The sequence below is a fragment of the Desulfobotulus alkaliphilus genome, assembly GCF_007830435.1.
GTDB classification, from domain to species: domain Bacteria; phylum Desulfobacterota; class Desulfobacteria; order Desulfobacterales; family ASO4-4; genus Desulfobotulus; species Desulfobotulus alkaliphilus.
The window spans coordinates 134270-160028 of record NZ_VLLC01000006.1 but is presented as its reverse complement, the minus strand read 5'-3'; the positions used below and the strand labels follow the sequence as shown (position 1 = coordinate 160028).

12 protein-coding genes are annotated in these 25759 nt (G+C 50.3%); 4 read left to right on the top strand and 8 right to left on the bottom strand.

The window, feature by feature from the left end:
• Positions 1-122 precede the first annotated feature (122 nt).
• Positions 123-1844: a methyl-accepting chemotaxis protein gene (locus tag LZ24_RS05645; protein WP_186442956.1), complete on the bottom strand. Its 1722-nt coding sequence runs from the start codon at positions 1842-1844 to the stop codon at positions 123-125.
• Between the two features lie 1096 nt (positions 1845-2940).
• Between LZ24_RS05645 and LZ24_RS05640 the strand changes: the two genes are divergently transcribed.
• Positions 2941-4485: an ATP-binding protein gene (locus LZ24_RS05640; RefSeq protein WP_246118525.1), complete on the top strand. Its 1545-nt coding sequence runs from the start codon at positions 2941-2943 to the stop codon at positions 4483-4485.
• 260 nt (positions 4486-4745) lie between these two features.
• Here the strand turns inward: LZ24_RS05640 and LZ24_RS05635 are convergent, their stop codons facing one another.
• From LZ24_RS05635 to LZ24_RS05605, 7 genes are all read right to left on the bottom strand, one after another.
• Positions 4746-6890 carry a chemotaxis protein CheA gene (locus LZ24_RS05635; RefSeq protein ID WP_144683253.1) on the bottom strand — a complete coding sequence of 715 codons (2145 nt, stop codon included), beginning with the start codon at positions 6888-6890 and terminating at the stop codon, positions 4746-4748.
• Positions 6887-7321: a response regulator gene (locus LZ24_RS05630; protein WP_144683252.1), complete on the bottom strand. Its 435-nt coding sequence runs from the start codon at positions 7319-7321 to the stop codon at positions 6887-6889. The genes LZ24_RS05635 and LZ24_RS05630 overlap by 4 nt, the downstream gene beginning before the upstream one ends.
• Positions 7318-8622 (bottom strand): hybrid sensor histidine kinase/response regulator, encoded by a 1305-nt coding sequence (locus LZ24_RS05625; protein ID WP_144683250.1) that lies wholly within the window; start codon positions 8620-8622, stop codon positions 7318-7320. Before LZ24_RS05625 ends, LZ24_RS05630 begins: the two co-directional genes overlap by 4 nt.
• Positions 8623-9004: 382 nt before the next feature.
• Entirely contained in the window at positions 9005-11572 is a 2568-nt protein-coding gene (locus LZ24_RS05620) for a PAS domain S-box protein (RefSeq protein ID WP_144683248.1), read from the bottom strand.
• Entirely contained in the window at positions 11569-15816 is a 4248-nt protein-coding gene (locus tag LZ24_RS05615; RefSeq protein WP_144683246.1) for a PAS domain S-box protein, read from the bottom strand. Before LZ24_RS05615 ends, LZ24_RS05620 begins: the two co-directional genes overlap by 4 nt.
• Positions 15813-19205 (bottom strand): ATP-binding protein, encoded by a 3393-nt coding sequence (locus LZ24_RS05610; RefSeq protein WP_144683244.1) that lies wholly within the window; start codon positions 19203-19205, stop codon positions 15813-15815. Before LZ24_RS05610 ends, LZ24_RS05615 begins: the two co-directional genes overlap by 4 nt.
• A gap of 28 nt (positions 19206-19233) precedes the next feature.
• A complete protein-coding gene (locus LZ24_RS05605; RefSeq protein WP_144683242.1) occupies positions 19234-22071 on the bottom strand; it encodes a hybrid sensor histidine kinase/response regulator in 2838 nt (945 codons plus the stop codon).
• A 528-nt stretch (positions 22072-22599) separates the two neighbouring features.
• On the opposite strand from LZ24_RS05605, the gene cydD reads away from it, so the two are divergent.
• From cydD to LZ24_RS05590, 3 genes are all read left to right on the top strand, one after another.
• Positions 22600-24309, top strand: a complete 1710-nt coding sequence (gene cydD / locus LZ24_RS05600; protein WP_144683240.1) for a thiol reductant ABC exporter subunit CydD — start codon at positions 22600-22602, stop codon at positions 24307-24309.
• Positions 24310-24363: 54 nt separating this feature from the next.
• Complete coding sequence (locus tag LZ24_RS05595; protein WP_144683238.1) at positions 24364-24681, top strand: cupin domain-containing protein; 318 nt, start codon at positions 24364-24366, stop codon at positions 24679-24681.
• A 691-nt stretch (positions 24682-25372) separates the two neighbouring features.
• Entirely contained in the window at positions 25373-25675 is a 303-nt protein-coding gene (locus LZ24_RS05590; RefSeq protein WP_144683236.1) for a helix-turn-helix domain-containing protein, read from the top strand.
• Positions 25676-25759 lie beyond the last annotated feature (84 nt).

Sequence of the window (25759 nt, the reverse complement as noted above, 5' to 3'; positions counted from 1 at the left end):
CGTCACGGGCAAATAGCCTGGGGCCTGTGCATCTGTCTTGCAGGTATGGTCTTTGGAAAACGGTGCTGAACAGTTACGTCCAATGTACTGAAGCCTGTTGGCCTGAATACCGGGGTGAGTGTTCAAATTTTAAAGCGCAGCATCATCGTCCGGATTTCCTCGGAAAGACCTGAAAGCTCCTGCACCGTCTGTCTTACCTGACTGCTGGCACTTTTTACCTCTGAGGCTGCCATGCTTACGGAAGCCATGTCTTTGGCTATTTCCTCGGATACAGATGTCATTTCCGTACTCTGGGCATCCGCCTCATTTACCATGGCAGAAGCTCTGGTAAGGCTGCTGTTTACTTCATGAATGGCAGCGGACTGTTCTTCCGTTGCTGAGGCAATGCCTGTCACAATTTCATTGACTCCCCGTATGCTTGATACAATGTTCTGTACATCCGTCAGGGCTTTTTGTGAAACCTGCTGGATACCTTCAATGCGCTGGCGGATGTCCCCTGTGGCAGAAGCGGTCTGCTGGGCCAGTGCCTTGATTTCTCCGGCAACGACGGCAAAACCTTTTCCTGCTTCTCCGGCCCTTGCCGCTTCGATGGTGGCATTTAAGGCAAGGAGATTGGTCTGTTCGGATATTTCACTGATGGCTTCCGTGACTCTGCCGATTTCTCTGGCTGCCTGACCAAGTTCTTCCATGATGGAGGCAAAGCCTTCTGTTTCCTCTACGGATGTTTCCGTACTCCTGCTGGCCTTGGCTGTGCTGGCTGCAATTTCTGAAATGGTACTGCTCATCTCTTCCATGGCCACAGCCACACTGCCGATACTTTCTGAGGAATGAACCATTTTTTCTGCCATGTTTCTTGCGGAAACGGTCATTTCTTCGGCTGCCGCAGCTACGGTTTCAGCACGGGAACTGGACTCTTCCGCTCCCTGACTTGTCTGCTCGGAAATGGCGGCAAGTTCCGTGGAAGAGGAAGCCATGGTGCTGACGCCATTGTTCATGGTGGAAAAAACTTCCTTCAGGGAAGTGAGCATTTCGTTAATGCGGCTACCCATGGCCCCCAGCTCATCTTTTCTGTTGAGCAGTCCTTCGGGTACGCTGCACGTCATGTCGCCTGTGGAAATGGCTTTAAAAATTATGCCGGTTTCTTTCAGAGGGCCTGTAATACTGCGGGTGATAAGAAGGCTGACGGCAAGGGCAGACACCATGCCCAGTGCAATAAAAATCAGGATCATTCCTTTCATCCGTTCTGCCTGTGCCACCTGTGCGGCAGCCATTCTGCCTGTGTTGGTCTTGTTGTTTTCAATGAGTGCTTCCAGGGCTGCACCCATGGCTTCGAAAGCAGGAATCATCCGGTCCGTTGTTGCACGATATTCAAGGTAAAGGGCTGCACGTTCTTCTGAATTCCTGCTGTTGACGAAGCGGTCTATCAGGCTGTCCAGCTCCACATAGATCCTGCGCCATGCATCATGCTCCTTTTCAACGGATGCAAGGAGTTCACGGCCCCTGGGCATTGCCCGAGGGATGCTTTTGAGGGTTTTCATGGCTTCGTCAACCTCAGCCCAGCTTGCCCTGCGCTGCTGCTGGATGCGGCGGTAGGAGGCCACCGCAACTGCATGGTCAGAATTTTCTTCAATCCAGATATCCAGTGTCTGTGCCCGGATGGCCATGCGTTCCCGGTTCAGATTGCTTAAAGCCAGTAGATCCGGAATGCGGTTGTCTGCCATGTTGATGATCCCTTTTTCCAGTTTGCCGATGGCATTCCAGCCCATCAGCCCTATGACAAGGGCAATGGAAGTTACAGCCAGAAATCCCGCAGTCAGTTTCATGCCGATACGGATATTTTTCATAATGAAATCTCCTCCCATGGTTTTTTGCTTCAGCCTGCTTTTTTGTTTTTGATTTGAATAAATAATAATAGATCAGGTATTATTTCTTTGTGTTATGGAACTTATGGGTTTTGAATAATTTTATTTGAGCGATAGAAACGGTATTTTTTAATTTCTTATTTTCTGAACGTTTATGAAAGCAAAAGAATGGGTGAAGGTAAGAAGTTTCTGCCATTACCCGGTATAGCCACAGGGAAGAGCTGAATTGTGGAGTGAAAAAAAATTGAAGCAGGACAGGAGGACAAGGATGTTTTTTTTAAGTAAGGGGTCCATTTTTTGGAAGGTATAGAAAAGAGGGGCTCTGCCAGAACGCCTACCCCCCCCCGCAATATTTTAGCCATGTAAAAATTTTTTATCTTCACAGCTTTCTCATTCTTATTTAGAAGCAGATGAAAGGGGTACGCACTTATCCTTAGGAGAGTCAGAATTTTTTTATATGCTCCATCTGACATGTGGTAAAAATGGAGGTGTTCTGGGGTTTAATTGTCAAATAATTACAAAAACGTATCTGAAAAAATATATAGACATCTTTTATCATGCAGTCGGTATTAAATGCAAGATCAAAAAAATCATATTACTTATCAACTTCAGCCCTTTGAACTCATGTTCCAGAAAAAAACATTAAACAACAGGCTTCGGTTTTGAGAAAAGACAGATCCTCTGCACGGAAGAGTCCGGCTTTTACGGCAGAACGGGCCAGTTCTACCCGGAAATCCGGGTGGGCAATGGCAAGAAGGGTTTTTATGGATTTAAGTAAAGTGAAAGCCTGTGTGTATAATTGCAGCAGCAATAAAAGAAGCAGGGCTTTTAGGGTGCAAAAGCTTCACGGATTGGGGAATGTATTATCCTGCCCGTGAAAAACACAATCCAATACCTTATCCTTGCAATCCCAATGCGGGTGGCTTAATATTTGATGCTGGTGTTTGAACATGGAAAGTCTCCTTTTATAGAGCTTTGAGCGGTTCTGGAAGGGAGACTTTCTTTTTATATTCAAGGTTTTTATGGATTTCTGATGTCTGTGTTGAAAAAGCAGGCATGGGCGTATAATGGAGATAAAATGATGAAAAAACTACCCGTCGGAATCAGTAATTTACGGGAGATCATCGAGAATGGGTATGCCTATGTGGATAAATCCATATTCGTGCATGATCTTGAAGAAACAGGCAAATACTATTTTCTTTCCAGGCCGAGGCGTTTTGGTAAGTCTTTGATGGTCGATACATTAAAAGAAGCTTTTGAGGGAAACCGTAGGCTGTTTCAGGAGCTGTGGCTGGAAAATAAGCGGGACTGGGAACAGGTTTATCCTGTGATTCGTGTATCCTTTGGGCAGGGTATTATTGGAAGCCGGAGTGAGCTGGAAGAAAAAATAGCTGAAATATTGTATTTTTATGAACAAAAATTTGGTGTTGTGTCTGATTTTAAGAGTATTTCAGGCCGTTTTGCCCAGCTGATAGAGTCTGTGTCCATGAAGTATAATCAACGGGTTGTGCTTCTTGTGGATGAATACGACAAGCCCATTCTGGATAACATTATACACAGAGACAGGGTTGAGGAGATCCGGGATGGCTTGAAAAACTTTTATTCTGTAATTAAAGACAGTGATGCCCATCTTCACTTTGTTTTTATCACAGGGGTGTCAAAGTTTTCCAAGGTAAGCCTGTTTTCCGGGCTTAACAATCTTGTGGATATTACCCTTTCCCCCATGTTTGCAACCATCTGCGGACTTACAGAATCGGAGCTTGTTTGTGTTTTTGAAGAGCATCTGAAAGGACAAAACCTTGATGATATACGGCGCTGGTATAATGGTTATTCCTGGTTAGGAAAGAAGGTTTATAACCCCTTCAGCATCCTGAATTTTTTCAGAGAAGGACTTTTCAGAAACTACTGGTTTGAAAGCGGCACACCCGCTTTTCTTCTTCAGCTTCTTATGGAGCGGCATTATCCCATTCCGGGCATTGAGAAGCTTGAAGTGGGAGCGGAACTCCTTGGCAGCTTTGAGCTGGATAATATTTTTGTGGAAACCCTGCTCTTTCAGACGGGCTATCTTACCATTACTGCCCATGAGGAAGTGCTTCCCGGCGAGGTTCTCTATCGTCTGAATTATCCCAATTTCGAGGTAAAAAAAAGTTTTACAGAGTATCTGCTCACCTGTTTTACCCAGCAGCCTGCGGAAATGAAAAAGTCCATACGAACCGTGATTCAATGCCTGCGCCATGGCCAGCCCGATGCATTGAAAGAAGTTTTCTACAGTTTTTTTGCAGCCATTCTCCATGACTGGTATAGAAAAAACAGCATGGCTGCCTATGAAGGGTATTATTGCTCTGTTTTTTACTGCTATTTCAGTGCCCTTGGTCTGGAAGTAAGGGCTGAAGACGTGAGCAGCCACGGCAATATGGATATGACAGTGCTTTTTGAGGGGAAGGCTTATATTTTTGAGTTTAAAATGAGCGACCATGCATCTGGAAAAGCACTGAGCCAGATCAAAAATAAAGGATATGCAAAAAAATATATGGCTGACTCAGAAGCCGTTTACCTCATTGCCGTGGCTTTCAGCAGAGACGAACGTAATATCAGTGGTTTTGAATGGGAGCTTGCTCAATAGACGAGCTGCGTATCTGCTTGCATGTTCTTTTCTATTCTCTTTCAGCTTATCAGGTGTTCAGCCTGAGCGCTCATTTCTTCGGATGCGGATTCTTCTGCATTGGCCGCATTCTGCTGTACCACCTTGTCCATTTCAGCAACCGCTTTGTTGATCTGCTCAATGCTCTGGGCCTGCTCGCTGGCACCTTCGGCAAGGGAGGTACTGGTTAAAAAAACCGGGCTGCGCTCTGGTTGCAGACTGGATAAATGGGGGATGAAAATCTATTTTTCTGTTGTGATGCTGGCCACATGCACAATCATGGCAACCGTGCCATCTCCCATGAGGGCACCCCCTGCAAAGAAGTTGTCGTTCATATTCAATCCCTGAATTTCCTTTAAAACCATTTTCTGTACACCTTCAATGGCATCCACATGCACGGCAATTCTGCCGGTGTCGCTTTCCACCACCACCACAATGCCTTCGGGAAGATCACTTTCCCTGTTTTTTTCTTTGTGCGGCTGAAAGCATTCCGTGAGCCTGCGGACCCGTATCCAGTCGCCCCTGTCCTGAACGCAGCGGCCCTTTCTGGGGATGGTGACAATTTCTCCTTCTTCCGGGGCAAAGCAGCGCACAATGCTTTCCATGGGAAAGATGTAGCGGGTCTTTTCCATGACCACAATGAAGCCGGTGAGTATCTGGGTGTTTACGGTTTTAGGAAGCCGTATTTCAAAAACAGAGCCTTGATTCTTTGTCGTTTCCACGGCAATGCGGCCGCCCATCTGTTCTATGCTGGTTTTCACCACATCCATGCCCACACCCCGGCCGGAGATGTCCGTGACCTCTTCGGCCGTGGAAACGCCGGAGCGGAAAAGAAGGGATACAAGGGCTTCTTCCGAAAGCTTTTCATCGTGGGAGATAAATCCGAGTTCAAGGGCTTTCAGCCTCAGGGCATCAAGGTTTAAGCCCCGGCCATCATCCTTTACCCTGAGGATGATATCCTCACCGGCTTCGGAAGCTTCAATGCGTATATGGCCCTTTTCAGGTTTTCCCTGAGCAAGCCTTTCTTCTGGCCTTTCTATGCCATGGTCTGCGGCGTTTCTCACCATATGGGTGAGGGGGGCTTCAAAGGTATCAATGAGGCTTTTATCCACAAGGATCTCATTGCCCAGTATCTGGGTTTCAATGATTTTTCCGCTGACCGTGGCAATGTCGCGCACCATGCGGGGGCAACGTTGCAGAAGGGATTTCATGGGCACCTTGCGTATGGCCATGATGCTGTTCTGGAGTGCCATGGAAAGGTTGCCAAAGGACTCATTGGTGCGGCGAAGCTCCATGGCAGCGCCGTGGGCTGAAGGAATGGAGGTGATTCTCGTCTGAAGGTGACGGTACATTTCACCAAGGGTGACCAGATCCCCCACATAGGACAAAAAGGCATCAATGCGTTCTTCGGGAATGCGCATGGTTTTGCCGGAAGTATGTGAAGCTGCCTCCGGTTCTTTTTCTGTCTGATCCGGGGAGGTTTTTTTGTCTGCTGCCCCGTTTTCTGTTTTTTCTACGATCTTTTCTTCTGGTTTTTCTCTGGGATTTTCCTCCGGCAGGAGCTGGTTCCATGCACCGGATTTTTCCATGTCCGCAAGGTGCCCCAGCAGGGATTCCCTTGAGATTTCATCGCCAAGGCCGATACTGGCATCCAGCATGGGGATTTCCCCCAGTGCTTTTTTTGCATATTCCTTTGATTCTTCATTACAGGCAGCGTGAAGGCAGTCCGTAAAAAGCGCTGTGAGTATTTTGGCATCGGGTTCAGCCCCTGTGTTTTCCAGTATGGTTCTTATTTCATGGGTAAAATCAGGAGCGTTACGGTCTGTTTCAAAGGTGTCTTTATCTTCTGCAGGCCTGTTGTCCAGTACGGCCCTGCCTGCTGCGGTAAATCCGGCAAGCTCCCTTGCCGTTTCCATGGCATCGGGAAAACTGCCAAGCTGATCCATGAGTTTTCGCCACAGGATGCTTTCACTGGCCTCTTCGCCCTCTGCCGCATGGGTGACGGCATTGACAAGGTTTTCAAAGGCAAGGGCATCCTGCACTTCCCTTTCATTCTGGCGAGAGCGCTGCAGCATGGCGATGAGGGCATCGGAACCCCTGAGCAGAATATCCGTGATGCCGGAAGTAACGGCAACCCCGCCCTTGCGGATGCGGTCTAAAAGGGTTTCCAGCTCATGGGCCAGCACCTTGGTCTGCATGAGACCGAAAAAGGCGGCATTGCCCTTGATGGAATGGATGGGGCGGAAGATGGCCCCCATGATTTCCTGATTGTCCGGGTCTGCTTCCAGGCGCACAAAGAGATCGGAAATCTGCGCCATGCCATCTAAGGCCTCATCAATGAATTCCGCATGGAGTTCAGGGTCTATGCCCATTTCTGAAAAGTTCATGACTGTCCCCCATGGGTATCGGGTTTCATGCCTTTGAGTTCTCTGAATTTACGGGTCCAGCGGGTCTGGGCCGCAATGGCAATCTGCACCGCTTCCTCCAGTTCGCCGAGATCATTGAGGGGCTTAAAAATACAGGTGTCCGCCTGATTGCGCATGCAGGCCAGGGCATTTTCAAGGGTCACATAGCCTGTGATCATGATGATGCGTACCATGGGATACTGTTTCCGGATTTCCCGGAGAAGATCCACGCCGTCCATTTCCGGCATGATGATATCGCTGATGACCACATCCACCCGTTTTTTTTGCAGAATGGAAAGGGCATCCAGACCATGCTCCGCAGTGAGAACATCATAACCCAAGAGGCGGAAGTGCCGGCTCAGCATGTCACGGATTTCCTTTTCATCATCAACAATCAGAAGGTTTCCTTTCATGGTTTTCTCCTTAAATGAAGGGGGCCGGTTTGTACGTATGGCTGGTTCAGGGGCAGGTGAAAGGTGAAGACGGCACCGCCTTCCACAGCATTGGCGGCATGGAGATCCCCCCCATGCTCCTCAAGGATGTCTTTGATGATGGCAAGGCCTAAGCCTGTACCATCCCCTGCTTTTTTTGTTGTAAAAAAGGGCTGGAAGATCTTTGGGAGGACATCTGCAGGAATGCCTGGCCCTTTGTCTTTTATTTCAATCCGCATCCGGTTTTCTCTGATGCTGGCCATTATGCGGATTTCTCCCGAATGGCTTTTACCCATGGCATGGACGGCATTGGTGATGAGGTTGATGAAAACCTGCTCTATCTGCTGGGGGTGGACAAAAACTTCAGGGAGATCTTCAGGCACATCCACATGGATTTCCATGTGGGGCTGTATGATATTCTGGCAGAACTCAAGGGCGTTTTTCAGAATATCCTGTATGAAACAGATGGTTTTTTCTCCGGCACCTTTGTGGGCATAGAGCTTAAGTCCCTTTACAATCTGCGTGATCCGGTTGACGCCTTTGAGAATTCCCTCAAGCATGGCTGGCGTTTCTTCCAGAATGAAGGATATCTGGGGATCATCTTGAGGGAGGGCTTTTCTGTTTTTCAGGTTTTCTGTCAGAATTGTCCAGGCCCTTTGAAGGGTTTGGGTGTTGCCGGATATGAAGGTGACGGGATTATTGATTTCATGGGCCATGCTTGCGGACAGAACACCAAGGGTGGCCATGCGGTCTGCATGGATAAGCTGCTTTGCCCTTGCTTCGGCCAGTGCCTCCATCTCCCTTGCATGGTCGGCAAGGGCATTTTGCATCTGCACCATGCGCTCTCCCACGCGGATTCTTGCCAGAAGTTCTTCGGGACCATAGGGCTTGGCCAGGTAATCATCGGCACCGCTTCCCAGGGCCTGTACCAGACTTTGAGCATCCTTTCTGGAGGTGAGCATGATGATGTAGGGTGAGCGTTCCCTGTATTCAAGGCGTATTTGCTGCACCACTTCAAGGCCCGTCATGCGTGGCATCATCCAGTCCAGTATGGCAATGGCCGGAGCATCCGGCTGGCACAGGGCCTCAAAGGCTTCCACGCCATTCTCGGTGACAAGGACGCTGTAATTGTTTTTTTTGAGAATGGCTTCCAGCACGGTGCGGGAAACACTGTCGTCTTCTGCTATCAGCACACGCATGGGGAGTCCTGTTCTATAATAAGTTTTATTGAGAACCGGGGAGTGGATGCGTCCGGTGGAAGACCTGTGACAAGGCAGATTCATTCAGGCTTCCGTTGTTTATACTCTTTTCTGATTACTACCCTGACTCAGCCACAGCTTGCTGGTCCGGTTGTTGTCAGGCCCATGGTGCGAGCTTTAATACGGGCAGGCGCAAGGCCTGCCCCTACGAATGGTTTTTACGGCCCTGTTTTTGTGTAGGGGCACCCTTTACGGGTGCCCGCAGGCAAGGGCAGAATCTGGGCATGTAATTTCTCTGACTGAAGGCTCTTGTGGCTGAAAGATCAAGAAAACCAGAACAAAATTTATATAGATATACCTGAAAATGACATAAGACCTGCTTTTATTCAAGAAATTAAAGATTCGGTCAGGCAGGGGAGGCCAGCCATTTTTCTGTTTCTTTATGCTCCAGATACGGTGTGTGACTTCAGCCCAGCACTTGCCGAATCTTTTGTTTCAGATCCTTCAGCTGCCAGGGTTTTCCGATAAAACCCTTTGCGCCTGAGGCCAGAACCTCTGCGGCCTGACCATTGGCCGAATATCCGCTTGAAACCAGCACCTTTACACGGGGATTTTTTTCCAAAAGCGCCAGCAGGCACCTCTGCCCACCCATGCCCGGCATATTCAGATCCAGAAGAACCAGATCAATTTCAGGGCCTTTTTCGGCATAAAGATCCAGAGCCTCTTCCCCGCTTCCGGCAGTCAATACGGTATAGCCGAAGGCTTCCATGGCCTCCTGCCCCAGATCCCGGAGATGCCTTTCATCTTCCACAAAAAGAATGGTTTCGTATCCCTTTTCAGAACAATCCCCATCGGGCTGTTTCTTTTCCTGAACCACCTCCTGATCCAGCACAGGAAGGTAGATCCGAAAGGTGCTGCCATGACCCGGCTCACTGTAACACAGGACATGCCCTCCATGGGCTTTAACAATGCCATATACCGAAGCAAGGCCAAGGCCGGTACCCTTTCCCACCTCCTTGGTGGTGAAAAAGGGATCAAAGGCCTGCTTGAGGGTGGCAGCATCCATGCCAGATCCCGTATCCGACACAGTGAGCAGTACATGGAAACCTGCTCCCAGCTCAGGATGGGTTCTGACAAAGTCTTCACCCAGCAGCACATTCTCCGTTTCAAAAATAAGCCTGCCGCCCTCGGGCATGGCATCTGCCGCATTGTTGGCAAGGTTGAGAAGGGTCTGCTCCATCTGCACGGGATCCGCCCACACAGCCCCAAGATCAGAGGCAAGGTGCAGCTCCATGGCAATCATTTTAGGAATGGTGCGTTCCAGAAGGCGGCTTACTTCCCGGATGGCCTGATTCAGGTTCACCCTCATCCGGCCGGACTCCACCTTTCGGCTGAAAAGAAGAAGCTGCTGCACCAGCTTTGCCGCCCTGTCCATGGCTCCCGTCACCACGTGAAGGCGCTTTATGCTCCGGACATCAAGGGAGGTTTCCATGGAAAGAAGCTCAAGATTGCCCCGCATCACCTGGATGAGATTGTTGAAATCATGGGCAACCCCACCGGCCAGCACACCAACGGACTCCATCTTCTGGGCCTGAAAAAGCTGATTCTGCAACTTTTCCCGCTCTACTTCCGCCTTCTTTCTGGCCGTAATATCCTGAAAATGGACAAGGCCAGCCCAGACCTCCCCCCCTTCATTGCGGATGGGCACCCCGAAAATCTCCAGCCAGACCTCACTGCCATCGGGACGCTCCACAATCATGTCGTCAATGGAAGCACTTTCTCCTTTCATGGCCCTGATGATGGGCATTTCTTCCACAGGATAAGGCCCTCCGCTGCCTGCTTTACGGGCTTTGTACACTTCAGAAAGGTTATCACGGCTTGCCTCGGGCAGAACGCCTACACCCAGCAGTTTTTCCGCCATGGGGTTGGCGATGATTGGCTTTCCGCCGGGGGCTTCCACCATGAAAACCCCGCTTGAAAGATTGATCAAAAGGGCATTTAAAACCGCATTCTGGCGTTTCAGGGAGGCCTCATTTTCCTCCAGCGCCTGACGGACCTGTCTCTGTCGCCTGAGGCTGACAACAAGCCCTGCCGTCAGGCTCAGCAACACAACAATAAAAAGAGAAAGCCCGAAAAGAAACCAGCGGGTTCGGGACAGAAGGGAGGCTTCCATTGCCTTGCGTTCTGAAATGTCATGGATGATGGAAAAAAGAAGTTTTTTTGATCCCACATCAACGGCACTGCTGAAAACCGCCACATCCCGGATGGAGCCATCCGCCCTCCTGTGACGAAACTCAAAATAGTTGCGTGCACTGGCAAAAGCCTTCTGCATTTCCACTTTCACCTCTTCGGAGGAAAGGGTATTGATGTCCTGAATACGCATGGCGGTCAGTGTCTTCCGGGGCCATCCGTAAAAGGCAAGGGCTGCGGGGTTGACATCTACAACCCTCCCCGTTTCAGGATCAATCAGCATCATGATGGCTGAAGCTCCCTCAAAACGCATTCTGAAACGTTCTTCGCTTTTCCGGAGCCTTGTCTCTGCCATTTTGCGATCTGTGATATCAAGAACCGTAAAGGTAACCCCTGCCCCCAGATCTTCAAGGTCAAGGGGGGTTGAGGAAAGGATGACATGGCGGATCTCCCCATCTTTTCTGAGCCAGCGGGTTTCAACAGAGCCTGTACCCTTCTTGCGGATCTGTCTGTATTTTTCCCGCCCCACGAAATCATAGTCTTCCTCTGAAGGATACAGCATACGGGCATTCTGACCGATAAGCTCTTCTCTGGAGTAACCGGTGAGATCCAGAATGTAGTCGTTCACCTCCGTAATAAAACGGTGTTCAACCATACCGATACCCGCAGGGGCACTCCTTAGAATACTTTCAAGGAGCTTATCCGTACGCCGGGCAGCATCCACCACCTGCCCCTCCCCTTCCTGCAGGACCATCCCTATGGAAAGGGCGGGCAAAATCATCAGAAGGAAGGCACAGAAAACCCCCTTTATGGCCTTTGTCCTGCCTGTGAGATACCCCATCATGGCCTCCCCTTTTCTGATGCCCCAGATAAATCATCCCCCAAAAAGTCCTCCAGAACCTCCCGAAGATTTTCATAGGACCTGACAAAGGCCTCCATTTTTTCCTCAACGGCGATCAGATTTTCCGAAGCAGCGGCGTCCTCCATTTCCCCTGCAAGCTCACTAAAGGCATTCGCACTGATATTCGCAGCCATTCCCTTCAGGGTATGGGCCTGCCAGCGTACGGACTTGCTGTCATGGCTTTTAAGGGAGAGCCGCAGTGCTTCCATGTGTTGGGGAATGACCTCAAGGGATAGCCTCAACACGGTCCTGAACAGATCTTCATCCTCCGTAAGGCGCTTCATAAGGTCGGATGAATCAAAGACCATGGCCCCCTGACCAGAAGACCGGAGAGGGGGGGCTTCTGCCTCAGCAAATGTCCCCCTTCCATCTTCGGGCAAAGAGGTGGAAGAACCCTTTTTTTCCTTATCCCCGTTTTTTTGAATGGCAAGCCACTTCCCCAGTACCTCGGCCAAGCCCTCCGGCTCCACAGGTTTTGGGACGAAATCATCCATTCCCGCTTCAAGGCAGCGATCCCTGTCCTGCTGCATGGCACCGGCGGTCATGGCAATGATGGGAATCCTCCCTTTGGCAGATGGGGTGAGCCCACCACCATGGCCTCCTTCTTCGGTTTCCATTTTCCGGATGCGGCGTGCAGCTTCAAGGCCATCCATTTCCGGCATCATCACATCCATAAGGATAAGATCGTAGGGAAGGCTTTTTACGGCTTCCAGGGCTTCGAGGCCATTGGCCACCGTATCCGTGTGCAGCCCGAATTTTGAAAGAATGCCTAAGGCCACTTCCTGATTGATGCTGTTATCCTCTGCAAGGAGAATGCGGCCGGACAAAGATGGCAGTTCCGAAAGGGAGTGCCGCCTTTCACGGGTCTGGAGCCTGTCTTGCTCACCTTCCGTCAGCAGACCGAAACGGACCGTAAACCAGAAGGTGGAACCCTTCCCTGCAAGGCTTTCCACGCCGATTTCCCCGCCCATCAGCCCGGCAAGCTGGCGGGAGATGGCAAGGCCAAGGCCTGTACCGCCAAACCTCCGGGTCATGGAGGCATCCACCTGACTGAACTTGTCAAAAAGAAGGGGAATCCTGTCTTCGGGAATACCCATGCCCGTGTCCTCCACCTCAAAACGAAGCCTTACCCCGTGTCCGTCCTTATCTTCAAGCGCCACCCGCACCTGCACCTCTCCCTTTTCCGTGAACTTCAGGGCATTGCCCGCAAGATTGGTCAGAATCTGCCGCAGACGACCGGGATCGCCCCGCAAAAGACGGGGCACATCGGGATCAATGGCGGTCTGCCAGCCAAGCCCCTTTTCCTCTGCCCTTGTTACCATGGCAGAGCTGAAATCCTCCATGAGCTTTTCCAAATCAAAGGCCAGAATTTCCAGATCCAGCTTTCCGGCTTCAACCTTGGAAAAATCAAGGATATCATTGATGATTCCGAGAAGGGATCGGGCACTTGAATAGATGGTTTCCGCAAAGCGGCGCTGGCTTGCATCCAGTTTTGTATCCAGAAGCAGGCTGGTCAGGCCCATGACACCATTCATGGGTGTCCGGATTTCATGGCTCATATTGGCAAGAAACTCCCCCTTGGCATTTGCAGCCGCCTGCGCCTTAAGGGCCATCTCACTGGCATGGGTGATGGCGGTTTCCAACTGGCGGTTGCTTTCCAGCAGGGCTTCTTCGGCACGCTTGCGCTCCGTGATGTCTTCCTTTACCGCCAGATAATGGGTGGGCTCCCCCTTTTCATTGAAAATCGGGGTGATGGAGGCGGCTTCCCAGAATAGCTCCCCGTTTTTCCGGATGTTTTTGAACTCCCCCCGCCATTCCCCTCCGGAAGAAAGAATATCCCACATCTCCCTGTAGGCCTCGGAAGGCCTGTCCGGAGATTTCAGGATTCTGGGGTTCTGTCCCTTTATCTCTTCAAAGGAGTACCCCGTTACCTTGGTAAAGGCCGGGTTGACATAGTCGATGGTGCCTTCAAGATCTGTTATAATGATGCTGGCAGGGCTCTGCTCCACGGCTCTGGACAGCCTGCGGAGCTCGTTTTCCGCTTTTTTACGGGCGGTGATGTCCCGGAAACACCAGACCCTCCCGATCACCTGAGAGCCCTGCCACTGGGGCTGGGAGTAGCGGTCAAAAACCCGGCCATCGGAAAAATGGATCTCATCAAAACTGCTGGCTTCAGGACTTTTGTAAAGGTGTTTCACCTTTGCAAGGAAGGTGTCCGGATCAGCAAGCTGGGAAAGGGCATAATTCAGAAGGCTCTCCTCACCCGCCCCGGCAATGTCCGGGGGAATGCGCCAGAGATCAAAAAAGGCCCTGTTCAAGCGACTGATCCCCCCTTTGCCGTCAACAACAAGAATGCCCTCCTCCAGAGAGTCGAGAATGCTGTCCAGCAAAGACAGCATCCTGCGGCTTTCTTCTTCGGCCTGCCTGCGTTCTGTGATATCTATGGCCACTTCCATGCGCACCATGCGGCCCCCAGCCCAGGGAATGGCCTGATCCCGGCAGTCATACCACCTGTCGTTGGCCGTATTCAGAAACTCCCAGTGATGGATGCCCGTAGCCGTGCCGTCGGACCTGAGCAGCCTTGAATTGGTGCAGAAGGTACAGGGGCCCTTTTGTCCGGACTGGAGAACCTCCCAACACCTTCTGCCATCCACTTCCCCAAAGGCTCTGCGACCAAAGGCGTTGAGAAAGAGAAGTTCATAGCTTTCCATGTCCGCGATATAGATGAGGGCATCCATGGCATCCAGCACCGTAAGCAAACGTTCATGGAATTCTTCTTTCTGCTGTTCCGTAAGTTTCTTTGCCGTGATATCCGTGGCAATGCCCGCATGGTGCAGCAGGCTTCCGTCCTCACCCCGCACAGGAAAGGCCCGTGCATGGACCCAGCGCAGGGAACCGTCTGGCCTCAGAATGCGGTATTCCATGTCAAAACGACCAGATGAGGCGTAAAGCTCAAAAGCACTGCAAACAGCATTTTTATCCAGAGGATGCACGGCCTCCATGAAGCCTTGGGGATTTTCATAAAGACTCTGGCAGTTTCGGCCCCAGAGGGTCTCATAGGCGGGGCTGACATAGAGTATGGCACTGTTGTCATGGGAGCGCAGCCAGACCACATCCCCGATACTTTCTGTGATGTGGCGAAACTTTTCCTCGCTCTGTATCAGAGCCGTCTGCTGAGAAAAAAGCCTCTTCTCCGTTCTGCGCAGCATAAAAATCAAAAGCCCCAGAAGAGCCGCAAGAAGAAAGACCGCCACCATGGCTCCCCAGACCATAGTGTTCCTGAAAGCCGCCTTCATGGCGGTGATATCCTTCAGGATCAGAAGATCCCCCACCTCCCTGCCGGAAGCCTCCTCAAGCCCCAGAACCGTCACCCGCCAGCTTTTATCCCCTGAAAAGACTTCCTCATCCGTCCTTTTGTGGGCATGGCCTTCTGCGGGATTGTGGTCTGCAAAGCCGTTAAAAATATCAGGCAAGCGGCCCATGGAAGCATAGATCAGAGCACTGTGGGGCAGCCTGTCCCAGTCCGCCTCCCGCTTTAACAATTCCATGCCCCTTTCCCAGGCCTCCCTGTTCAGCGCAGACTTCCATATGCTTACGGCAATTTCTGTGGTGGCGCTGTCCCTGTGAAGGGCTTTCAGGATGTCCTCAATTTCCTTACCCAGTTCCACATAACCAAGGAGTTCACCTCTGCTGAACACGGGCTGCACCACCCTGAGGGTGAAGGTTCCAAGGGAACCCAGCTCCAGACCTGAGACGGCTTTTCCACTTTTTTCAGATTGACGTGCCGTATAACGCTTGTTCATGCCCCCCCGTTTGTCCGGATTATAGATGCGGACGAGGGATTCGCGCTTTGCATTCCAGAAGTAAAAATGGGTGATGCCATTTTCCTCTGAAAGTATGGCCCCGGGCTCCCGCCAGTCCGAAAGCAGCTTTACTCCATCTTCTGCCTTCATTGCCATGTGAACCCCCTTATCCATGGCAATGATCCGGGCCGCAGCACGAAGACCGTCCGCCTGAATTTCAAGGCTCTGGTGAAAAAGCTCTGCCAGTGCTTTCGCATTCATAGACGTTTTTTCATTCAGACTGTCCTTCTGTTGCTGCCAGAAAAGACCGGCACCACTTAGCACAAGCAAAAAAAGCAGAAAGAAGATCACCGGAAGCAGGGTTTTTATCCGTGTTTTTTTCATTCATTTAATTCCCTGATGTCATCTTTTACAATTTCCGGAAATATCTGCCTCACTTCTTTACGGAGCTCCTGATTGCTTATTTCAAGGTCTTTCATCTTTTTTAAAACAGTAGCCAGATCTCCGGCCTCGGCACTCTTTTCCATTTCTCCGGCAATAAGGCTGAGGGCTTCGGCATTGATGTTGGCCGCCTTACCCTTGATGGTATGGAGCTGAAACAAAACAGCCTGAAGATCCTTTGCACGAAGTGCTTTTTTAAGTTCCTCCAGACGCTGGGGAAGGGTATCCATGCAGATTCCTACGATTTTCCGGACAATGGTCTCATCTTCCATGAGCCGTTTTAAAAGGGCCTCATGATTCCAGACTGAAGGGCGCTTTGTTTCCTGCTGACCACTGTCCGGAAAAGATGATGCCAGTTTCTGTTTTGGATGGAAAGATTCTGAAACTTTTTTGCATGTGGCATCGGGCAGCCATTTTTCCAGTACCTGCACAAGATCCATTGGTTCCAGTGGCTTGGGGATGTAGTCATCCATACCCGCTTCAAGGCAGCGTTCTTTATCCCTTTCCATGGCTGCTGCGGTCATGGCGATAATGGGAATCCCTGGTCTTCTGATTCCTGATACCCCATCTTCACATAATCCATCGGCCGCCACTTCAAGGTTCCGGATGCGGCGTGTGGCTTCAAGGCCATCCATTTCCGGCATCATCACATCCATGAAAACCAGATCATAGGGCAGAATTTTCAGGGCATGGAGGGCTTCCAGCCCATTGGCCGCCGTATCTGCACGGAGCCCGATTTTTTGTAGAATACCTAAGGCCACTTCCTGATTGGTGATGTTGTCTTCCACAACAAGGATGCGGCCGGAAAAAGAAGGCATAGGCAGGGTTTGCCTGTAATCCCTTTCAAGGGGAATATTATGGGACTCTGTCTGTCTTTCAGTCTGCAGCCCAAAGACTGCGGTAAACCAGAAGATGGAACCTTCTTTTTCCCTGCTTTCCACACCGATTTGACCCTGCATCAGTTCCGCAAGCTGACGACAGATGGCAAGGCCAAGCCCGGTACCACCGAATTTGCGGCTTATGGTTGCATCCACCTGGGTGAACTTATCAAAAAGAAGGGGGATTCTTTCTGCCGGAATCCCTGTGCCTGTGTCTTCCACAGTAAAGCGTAAGACGACCCTGTTTTCACATTTTTCCTGCAGACTCACCCATAGCTTTATTTCCCCTTTTTCCGTAAACTTTAAGGCATTGCCCGCAAGATTGGTCAGAATCTGACGCAGTCTTCCGGGATCTCCCCTGAGAAGGCAGGGTACATCCGGATCAATGGCGGAAATCCAGTCAAGTTTTTTTTCATGCACCCGCAGGGACATGGCATCGGAGAAACTTTCCATGAGCCGGTTTAAATCAAAATCCAGAATTTCCAGCTCCAGCTTGCCTGCCTCAATTTTGGAAAAATCAAGAATATCATTGATAATCTGCAGAAGGGATTTTGCGCTGGACGCTATGGTTTCCGTATAATGGCGCTGAATACCGCTGAGATGTGTATCCAGAAGAAGGCCTGTCATACCGATGACACCGTTCATGGGTGTGCGGATCTCATGGCTCATGTTGGCAAGAAATTCGCCCTTGGCCATTGTGGCGGCTTCGGCTTTTGCAGCCAGCTCCTCTGCTTCCATGCTGCGGATTTCAAGCTGGTGGTAGGCACCTTTAAGTTCTGTAATATCACGGCATACGGCCATAAGCACCATCCGCTCAGAAAGGCGGATGGCGGAAAGGGAAACCAGTACCCAGAAATCGCCGCTGCCCCGCCGACTGTGGAGCCATTCAAACTGCTGTTTTCCCTGTTCAAGGGCAGCATGAATCTTCTTTTCGGCCAGTATGGAAGATAAGCTGCCGCAGGGCTGGAATTCAGGGGAAAAGAAATCAGGGCTGTGCTGGAGTATGGTTTCCCGGGTTTCATTGAACATGGCTTCGGCTGCATGGTTGCAGTCTGTGTATCTGTTTTTTTCTATTATGAAGCAGGGGGAGGGGGAATCCTTGAACAGGCTTGCGTATCGGGCTTCGCTTTCCATAAGCTGTGCCGTTCTTTCGGCAATCTGGTATTCAAGATCCCTTACAAGCTCCTGAACCTTTTTTGCCATTGCATTGACGGCAAAGGTGAGCTGGAAAAATTCCAGAACAGGGCTTTTAAACGCGCTCCGACTTGAAAAATCTCCCCTTGACAGGCGCAGGGCGTGGGCTGTTGTTTCTTCGGCGGATCGGATGATGGAATGGGTAAATCTTCCTATCCAGAATGCAATGACAAGGGATAAGAGAAAAAGTAAACCCGCCTGTTTCCAGATGTTTCTGGTAATAAGGTCTGTAAGGTCATCTTCTGTAAGTATGATGTCAATGTTCAGCTTCAGACCATGGTCATCGCTGAAAGGCAGGCGCAGATGCAGGTAGTTCTGCCCCTTTTTTTTCAGAAAACGGGGCGTGAGATCTTCGGGTTCATGGGCCGGGTCATTGAAAATTACCTGCAGGATATCCATGGGATAATCATTCAGGCCGTAGCGGATGAACTCTCCCTTTTCTTCAAAATGTACCGGAAAGTCTGCGGATGTGGCCAGCAGCTTTCCATCGGGTTCCGATATGAAAATAAGGCTCTGGCCCCGCCGGTGGTTTTTTTTGAGAAAATCCGAAAGATGGCGTAAAGAAAAATCTACGGTCTGTACCCCAAGGAGTCTTCTTTGGCTGTCATAGAAGGGAATGCTGACGCCCATGCCCAATTCATCAAAGGATGCATATCTGTACACCGGATACCAGGACAGAACACCGGCTTTGGCTCCGTGCTGAAACCAGGGCCTTGACCTTGAATCAAATGGAAATTCTCCGCCCATGATACGCTCCCCACGCTGGCCTTTTGCATTCAGGGCAAAGGTTTTCCAGATACTTCCCTCATTTTTCAGCACCGTTGAAATCTGAATTTCATCATTATCAAAGCTGCGCCTTGCCCCGATATATTCTCCGTTTGCCTTGCCTACAGAAACAAAGGTCAAAAGGGGTATATTCCAGAGCTGTGATGCAAAATAGCGTGCAATGAGCTCTGTATTTTCCAGCATCTCTTCGTTCAGCATGTCCTGATTGATTCTGGCAACGGTGATTACCGTATTGAGAAGGCGATTAAGGGAAAGTGCCACGCCGGAGCCGATTTCATGGGCAAGTTTTTTCTGGGAGCCGGAGATGGTATTGTGGCTGGTCTGGTAACTCAGATAGATATAAAGGGCAGATGAAAAAACAAAGGCCAGTACCACAGGAAGCAGAAGAAAATATCTCAGCCTGAAAAGTCTTGTCTGGGAAGTCTTGTCTGCCTTGTCTCTTTTATTTTGCCCGGCTTTCTGATTTTTTATCACTCAGGCTCCCGCAATATAAAGTTTTTTATCACAGATCCTTTCCAAAGGCCCTGCACAGCTTTTCAAATTCCCTTTCCAGTGCTGCCACACCTTTACGCACGGTGTCCATGTCTCCGTCCTTTGCAGCTTTTTCCATTTTTTTTGCCAGCACACAGAGGGCATCGGCATTGATGCTGCTGGCCATGGTCTTGACCGTTTGGATCTGCAGATGGACAGCCGGACTGTTATCCGTCTCAAGGGCCTTTTGCAGTTCCTGAATGAGCAGGTAAAGGGAACCAACGGATATTTTGATGATTTTTTTTAATAAATTTTCATCATACATGAGCTGGTTCAGCAGGGCGCTGCGGTTGAATACGGGAATGCCTTTTATGCCAGAGAGGTGGGCGCTCCCATTGTCTTCCGGAGGATACAGGAAAGTGCCGGATGATGTGTCAGGAGTATCCTCAGGATTTTCTTTCCCAAGCCATTTTACCAGTACCCTTGAAAGCTCATCGGGATGAACAGGCTTTGCAATGTAGTCGTCCATGCCCGCTTCAAGGCAGCGCTCCCTGTCTTCGGGCATGGCTCCGGCGGTCATGGCAATGATGGGGATTTTTTTTAAGGGAAAGGAGAAGGGCAGGTCTGTACCGGGGATTTCCTTAACGGGAAGCCATCCCTGCAACTCCTGTTTCCGGATTTCTTCCGTGGCCGTAAGGCCATCCATTTCCGGCATCATCACATCCATGAAAACAAGGTCATAACTCTGGTTTTTCAGACTTTGCAGAGCTTCAAGGCCGTTGCCTGCACTGTCTGCCCTGATGCCGAATTTTTTGAGAAGGCCCATGGCCACCTCAAGGTTGGTGGCATTGTCTTCTGCAATGAGGACACGGCCGGAAAACTGTGGGAGGGCCATTTTTTTCTGCCCGCCGCTTTCCGTCTCACCGGGTTCATGTATGGGGGATGGGGTTTTTTCCGAAGCCTCCTGCCTCAGGAATCGTGCCGTAAACCAGAAAGCGGAACCTTTTCCTTCCACACTTTCCACGCCCGTTTTTCCATCCATCAGTCCCGCAAGTTCCCTGCATATGGCAAGGCCAAGGCCGGAACCTCCGAATCTGCGGCTGACGGATGCATCCACCTGGCTGAACTTGTGGAAAATAAACTCCGTTTTGTCCTCAGGGATACCAATACCCGTATCTTGTACGGTAAAACGCAGCAGGGCGCTGTGGCTGTCTGCATTTTCAACGGCAATGGAGACTTCTATGGCACCCTCTTCGGTGAATTTCAGGGCATTGGCCACAAGATTGATCAGTATCTGACGGAGCCTTGCAGGATCGCCACGGAGAAGAAGGGGCGTTTCCGGCCAAATCCGGATTGAAAAAGCAAGCCCCTTTTCACTGGCCAGAAGGTCCATGGTTTTTTTGAAATCATCCATGAGACCTTGCAGGTCAAAATCCATTCGTTCAAGGTGCATTTTTCCCGCCTCGATTTTGGAAAAATCGAGGATATCGTTAATGAGAGCCAGAAGGGACTGGCCGCCCGACTGGATGTTTTCGATATACCGGTGCTGCTCTTCGGAAAGTTCCGTATCCATGAGAAGATGGGTCATGCCAAGAACGGCGTTCATGGGTGTGCGGATTTCATGGCTCATGTTGGCCAGAAACATCGCTTTGGTCCGTGCGGCGGTTTCCGCCTCTTCTTTGGCCGCAAGCAGTTTTTTTTCAGCCTCCTTCCGCATGGTGATATCCGTGGCAACTTCCATGCGCACCAGCCGTCCGTCGGTCCATGGTACGGCCTGATCCCGGCAGTCGAACCACCTGCCACTGACCGTATTTTTGAATTCCCACTGATAAATTCCCGCAGGCATTCCTTCCCCATTGATCAGTTTTTTGTTTGTACAGAAAGAGCAGGGTCCGGTCTGGTCTGCCTGAAGGCTTGCCCAGCATTTGGTGCCGGTGGCATTGCCGAAAAGCCTTCGGCCGTAGGCATTAAGGAAAAGCAGTTCATGGGTGTCCATATCTGCAATGTAGATCAGGGCGTCCATGGCATCCATGAGGGTGAGCAGGTTTTTATGGGATTTAGCACTCTGGATTTCAGCAAGTTTGCGGTCGGAGACATCCAGCATGATGCCATGGAAAACAAGGCGGTTTTCATGGCGGGTGGGGCTTGATGCCCCGCTGCACCAGATGGTCTTACCGGAGGGCTTGGTATAACGGCCCTCAAAACGCCAGGGCTGGACCTCTGTGACGGCCTTTTCAATGGAATCCAGAAAGGCGTTCCGGTCTTCAGGGTGGACGCCTTTGAGAAAGGCTGTGAAAAAATCCTCTCGCTGATGCTCCAGTTCCAGAACGTCCGCCGAGCCTTTGCTCACATAGGGAACCTCATATCGGCCATCGGATAAGACGTCAAAACGGAAAAGGACTCCGGGAACATTGGCCGCAATGCTCTCAAGTTTTTCTTTCTGGATCAGGGTTTCGGCCTCAGCCTTTTTCTGGGCTGTAATGTCTGTGGCAAAGCCATGGATGGCAAGTGTCCGTCCTTCATGGTCACGGATGATGCTGGCGATGAGGGAAACCTGAAAGGGGCTGCCGTTTTTTCGGCGGAAGGAGCATTCAAAGGCTGCCTTGTCTTCCCTGTTTTTCAGAATATGTAAAAAATTTCTTCTTTCTTCGGGATTTACATAAAGCTGTGTTTCAATATCTTTTATGGAATCAATCAGATCCCTGGGGGATTCATAGCCGCATATGCGGGCCATCTCAGGATTGACGGAGATAAAGCGCCCTTGGGGTGTGGAAGAGAAAATACCAATGGGTGCGTGGTTCAGGATGCCTGAGGCATCAAGGCCGGGGATGATCCCTGTATCCGTGGGGGAGGGAAAAGGACTGGGCATGGCATACTCCTCTGGAGGTGGGGAAAGACCGGTAAGGGGTGTGTGAAAAAGAAGCCTGATGCACAACAGCAGAATTGGGGGGAAGGTATGGAAGAAGAATCCGTATTTTCATAACAGGCTTGTTGCTGGTTCCGGGTTTGTGTTTCTGATCGCTTTTTCATGGAAAACCTGAGACATAAAAAAACTGGTTTAAAATAAAGCGGAGCTTTTGTCTGTACAGTGGGAAAAAGAATGTTCAGGAGACTTTTGTGTGAAAAAAATATTAAATTTGCAACAGAATAGTATGCAAAGATAAATTAAATCATATCATGCAGTCTGGCTGCGGTGCAAGATGAAAGAGGAGAAGGTGGGAATGGAAAATAGTTTTAGTCTTGGGTGTATCGTTTTCTTGTGAGACATTGATTTGAACCCTATCCTCGATTACTGAATATCTGCTGAGAATAAAATTAAAAAAATCTGTTTTTTTGGCTCCTTGAAAGTATGCTAACATGTTACTGAACATGAATAAAAAAATAAAGGATCTCTTTTTTGAAGGAAACAGGCAAAGATACGGAGGTTAAAGCAGATCTCTGGCTTAAGGAACAGGTGAAACGGGTGCAGGGCCTGCTCATTATATCCGCCCTTGCGGGAAGCATGGCCGCCCTTGCCATGGTGTTTCAGTGTTTTTTTCTGGCGGATCTTCTGGTGGGGCTGGCCTTGGAAAACCGGTTTGACATGGCTTCCTTCTGGCTCTTGGGGCTCTGCCTGCTGCTGCGGCCCCTCTTTCTGGCGGCAAAGGATGGCTTCGGGTTCCGGGCTGGCCTCGGCCTTCGCCGTCGGCTGCGCAGGGAACTTCTGGACAGAATTACCGATGCAGGCCCCCACCGAAGCCGTATTGCAGGAGACGGCGTTCTTTCCGCCATGGTTCTTGAGCAGGTGGATGCCATGGATGATTATATTGTACGCTATCTTCCCCAGAAAATTCTGGCCGTGGTCACCCCCCTTGTCATTGTTGCTGCCGTATGGCCCCACAGCCGCCTTGTGGCCCTGCTTCTTCTGGTCACTGCCCCCCTCATTCCTTTTTTCATGGTTCTGGTAGGAAACGAGGCGGCCCGGGCCGGACGAAAACAGTTTCAGGCCTTATCCCTTCTGGCAGGACGCATACGGGATCTTCTGCGGGGGCTCCCGGTTCTGCGCCAGCTCAATGCCGTGGAACCGGCCCGCGAAAAACTGAATCTGGCTGCGGAAGGCTACAGAAAGAAAACCCTTTCCGTACTGAAGCTGGCCTTTCTCTCTTCCGCCGTACTGGAGCTTTTTGCCTCTTTGTCCATCGCACTGGTGGCCGTGTATCTGGGTATGGGGCTTTTGGGCCATGTGCCATGGGCCAGGGGCACGGTTCCGGTTCCTCTGCTGTCCGGCCTTTTCATTCTGCTGCTGATTCCGGAATACTACATGGCCCTTCGCCGTCTGGGGGCAGACTACCATGCAAAGGCCCAGGCCATGGCAGCGGCTTCTTCCCTGCTGCCCCTTGTGAAGGCCGCAAGTCTGCGTCCTGTTTCCGGTTCTCTGAAATGGCAGCCGGAAGGAGCACCTTCCATCCGCATGGAAAAAGTGAGCTGGCGTCCCGATGGAAGAAATGCCGTGGTCAGGGATGTGGATCTTCACATTCGGGCAGGCCAGCGGGTGGGGCTGGTGGGGCCCAGCGGAGCAGGAAAAAGTAGCATACTCACCCTTCTTCTGGGCTTTGACAGGCCCTCTCAGGGGCAGATTTTTGTGGATGATCAGCCCTTGGAAACGCTGGATATGAACTCCTTCCGAAAGAAAATCGCCTGGATGGGGCAGAAGCCGGAATGGTTTTCCGGAACCCTTGAAGAAAACCTGCGCCTTGGCCGTCCCGATGCATCGGATGCGGAACTTCTGCGGGTCTTGGGTGAAGCCGGAGCCCTTGATTTTATAAAAGCCCTGCCCATGGGCCTGAGCAGCCCCATGGGTGAAGGCGGTCTGGGATTTTCCGGGGGACAGCTCCAGCGCCTTGCTCTGGCAAGGGCCATCCTTCAGGATGCGCCCCTCTGGATTCTGGATGAGCCGGGAGCCCATCTGGATCCTGAAACCGCAAAGGCCGTGCGCATGGCCCTTGGCAGGGTCAGTGCCGGAAAAACTCTGATCCTTGCCACCCACCATCTGGAGGGGCTGGACTGGCTGGACTTTCTTGTACACATGGATAAGGGATGCATGGTGCGGGTCGGGAAAATCTTATAAAATACTCTTTTGATTCCCCATTCAGCGAATCTGAGCCAGAAAAAAGGAATTACCATGAAACAATCTCTCTTTGCCAATCTGCCTGATAAGCTGGAAAAAGAAGTTTTTGAGCCCCTTGTAAGGCATCAGGGGCTTGTGATTGAACGCATTCTGTCCAAGGGCCATGCCTCCCCCGAGGGTTTCTGGTATGATCAGGAAAAAAATGAATTTGTACTTGTGGTGCAGGGCCGGGCCGGGATACGTTTCAAAGATCCCGAATCCGTCGTTATTCTGGAGCCGGGGGACTATCTGGTTATTCCCGCCCGTTCCGGGCACAGGGTGGAATGGACGGCTCCGGATGTGGAAACCATCTGGCTGGCCGTGCATTACTGAAAAGAAAAAGCGGGTAATTTCAGATCAGCGCTGGGATTTATCCAGTTTTTTCAGCTCCATGAGCGTTTTACAGGTGCTTGGTCAGAAACCAGACAGAAAAAAGGACTCGGTAAGCCAAGTGGCTGGCAGTCTGCCTTGACGTAAAGAACGACTTTTCATGAAAGAAAAGCTGGTTTAAAAAATTTGAATGATTTCTGGTTGCCGTGGGTTTGAGTATTTTTTGAAAGCAATTAGGCGGGAACTGAAAAATCAAAGATATGAGGTTTTCTGCTTATCATGAGAGATTGCAGATTATGTGGATAGAAAAGTTGTTCTTGGGTAGGCTTGTATTCTCGGATTTAAATACTTTCCTGGAATTATACGGATCTGTATAATAACTTCTGCTCTATAAATTTACCGTCATCACTTCAGGGATGGCGTATGAAAATAATTACTAAAGGTAATAGCATTGCCATTATTGTCGCCATTGAGGATTATAGATTCTCAGATAGAATAACTGGTATACCCCACTTACTAAAAAGCAGCTCACGCCCTGCCAGGGCGTCTTGTCATAGAGTAACTTGTGCAGGATTCAAACTAATTTCGATCAGTGATGGATAATTGGCCATTTTTTAAGCTTTTGAATTAAAAGAACTAAATTCAAGTTGCTCAGAAGTTCAAATCCCACTCGACATGATGTATATTGCTGCTTATGAAAAAACAAGACGCTAGAAAACTCGATCATAAGACCCGTGAGGCTATCCGCATACGCGCCGTGCAGCAGATTGAATCGGGTGAAAGCCCAGAGGTAATCGCCAGGGCTCTGGGTTACCATCGATCCGCAATTTACCAGTGGATAGCCAAATACCGCAAAGGCGGCCTTGACGCTTTAAAGACGAAATCGATTCCAGGTCGGCCCGTTAAGTTCCAGACCAAAGATTTTGATGAGCTTTTCTGGAAGATTGCGGAAAAAATCCTATGGACTACGGATTTCCATTGCGCTGTGGACCCTTGAAATGATTCGGGAGTTTATCAAAAAGGCGTTCGGAGTTTCCATAAGTAATGCTCCATCTGGATGATCTGGTGGATAATTTTCTTT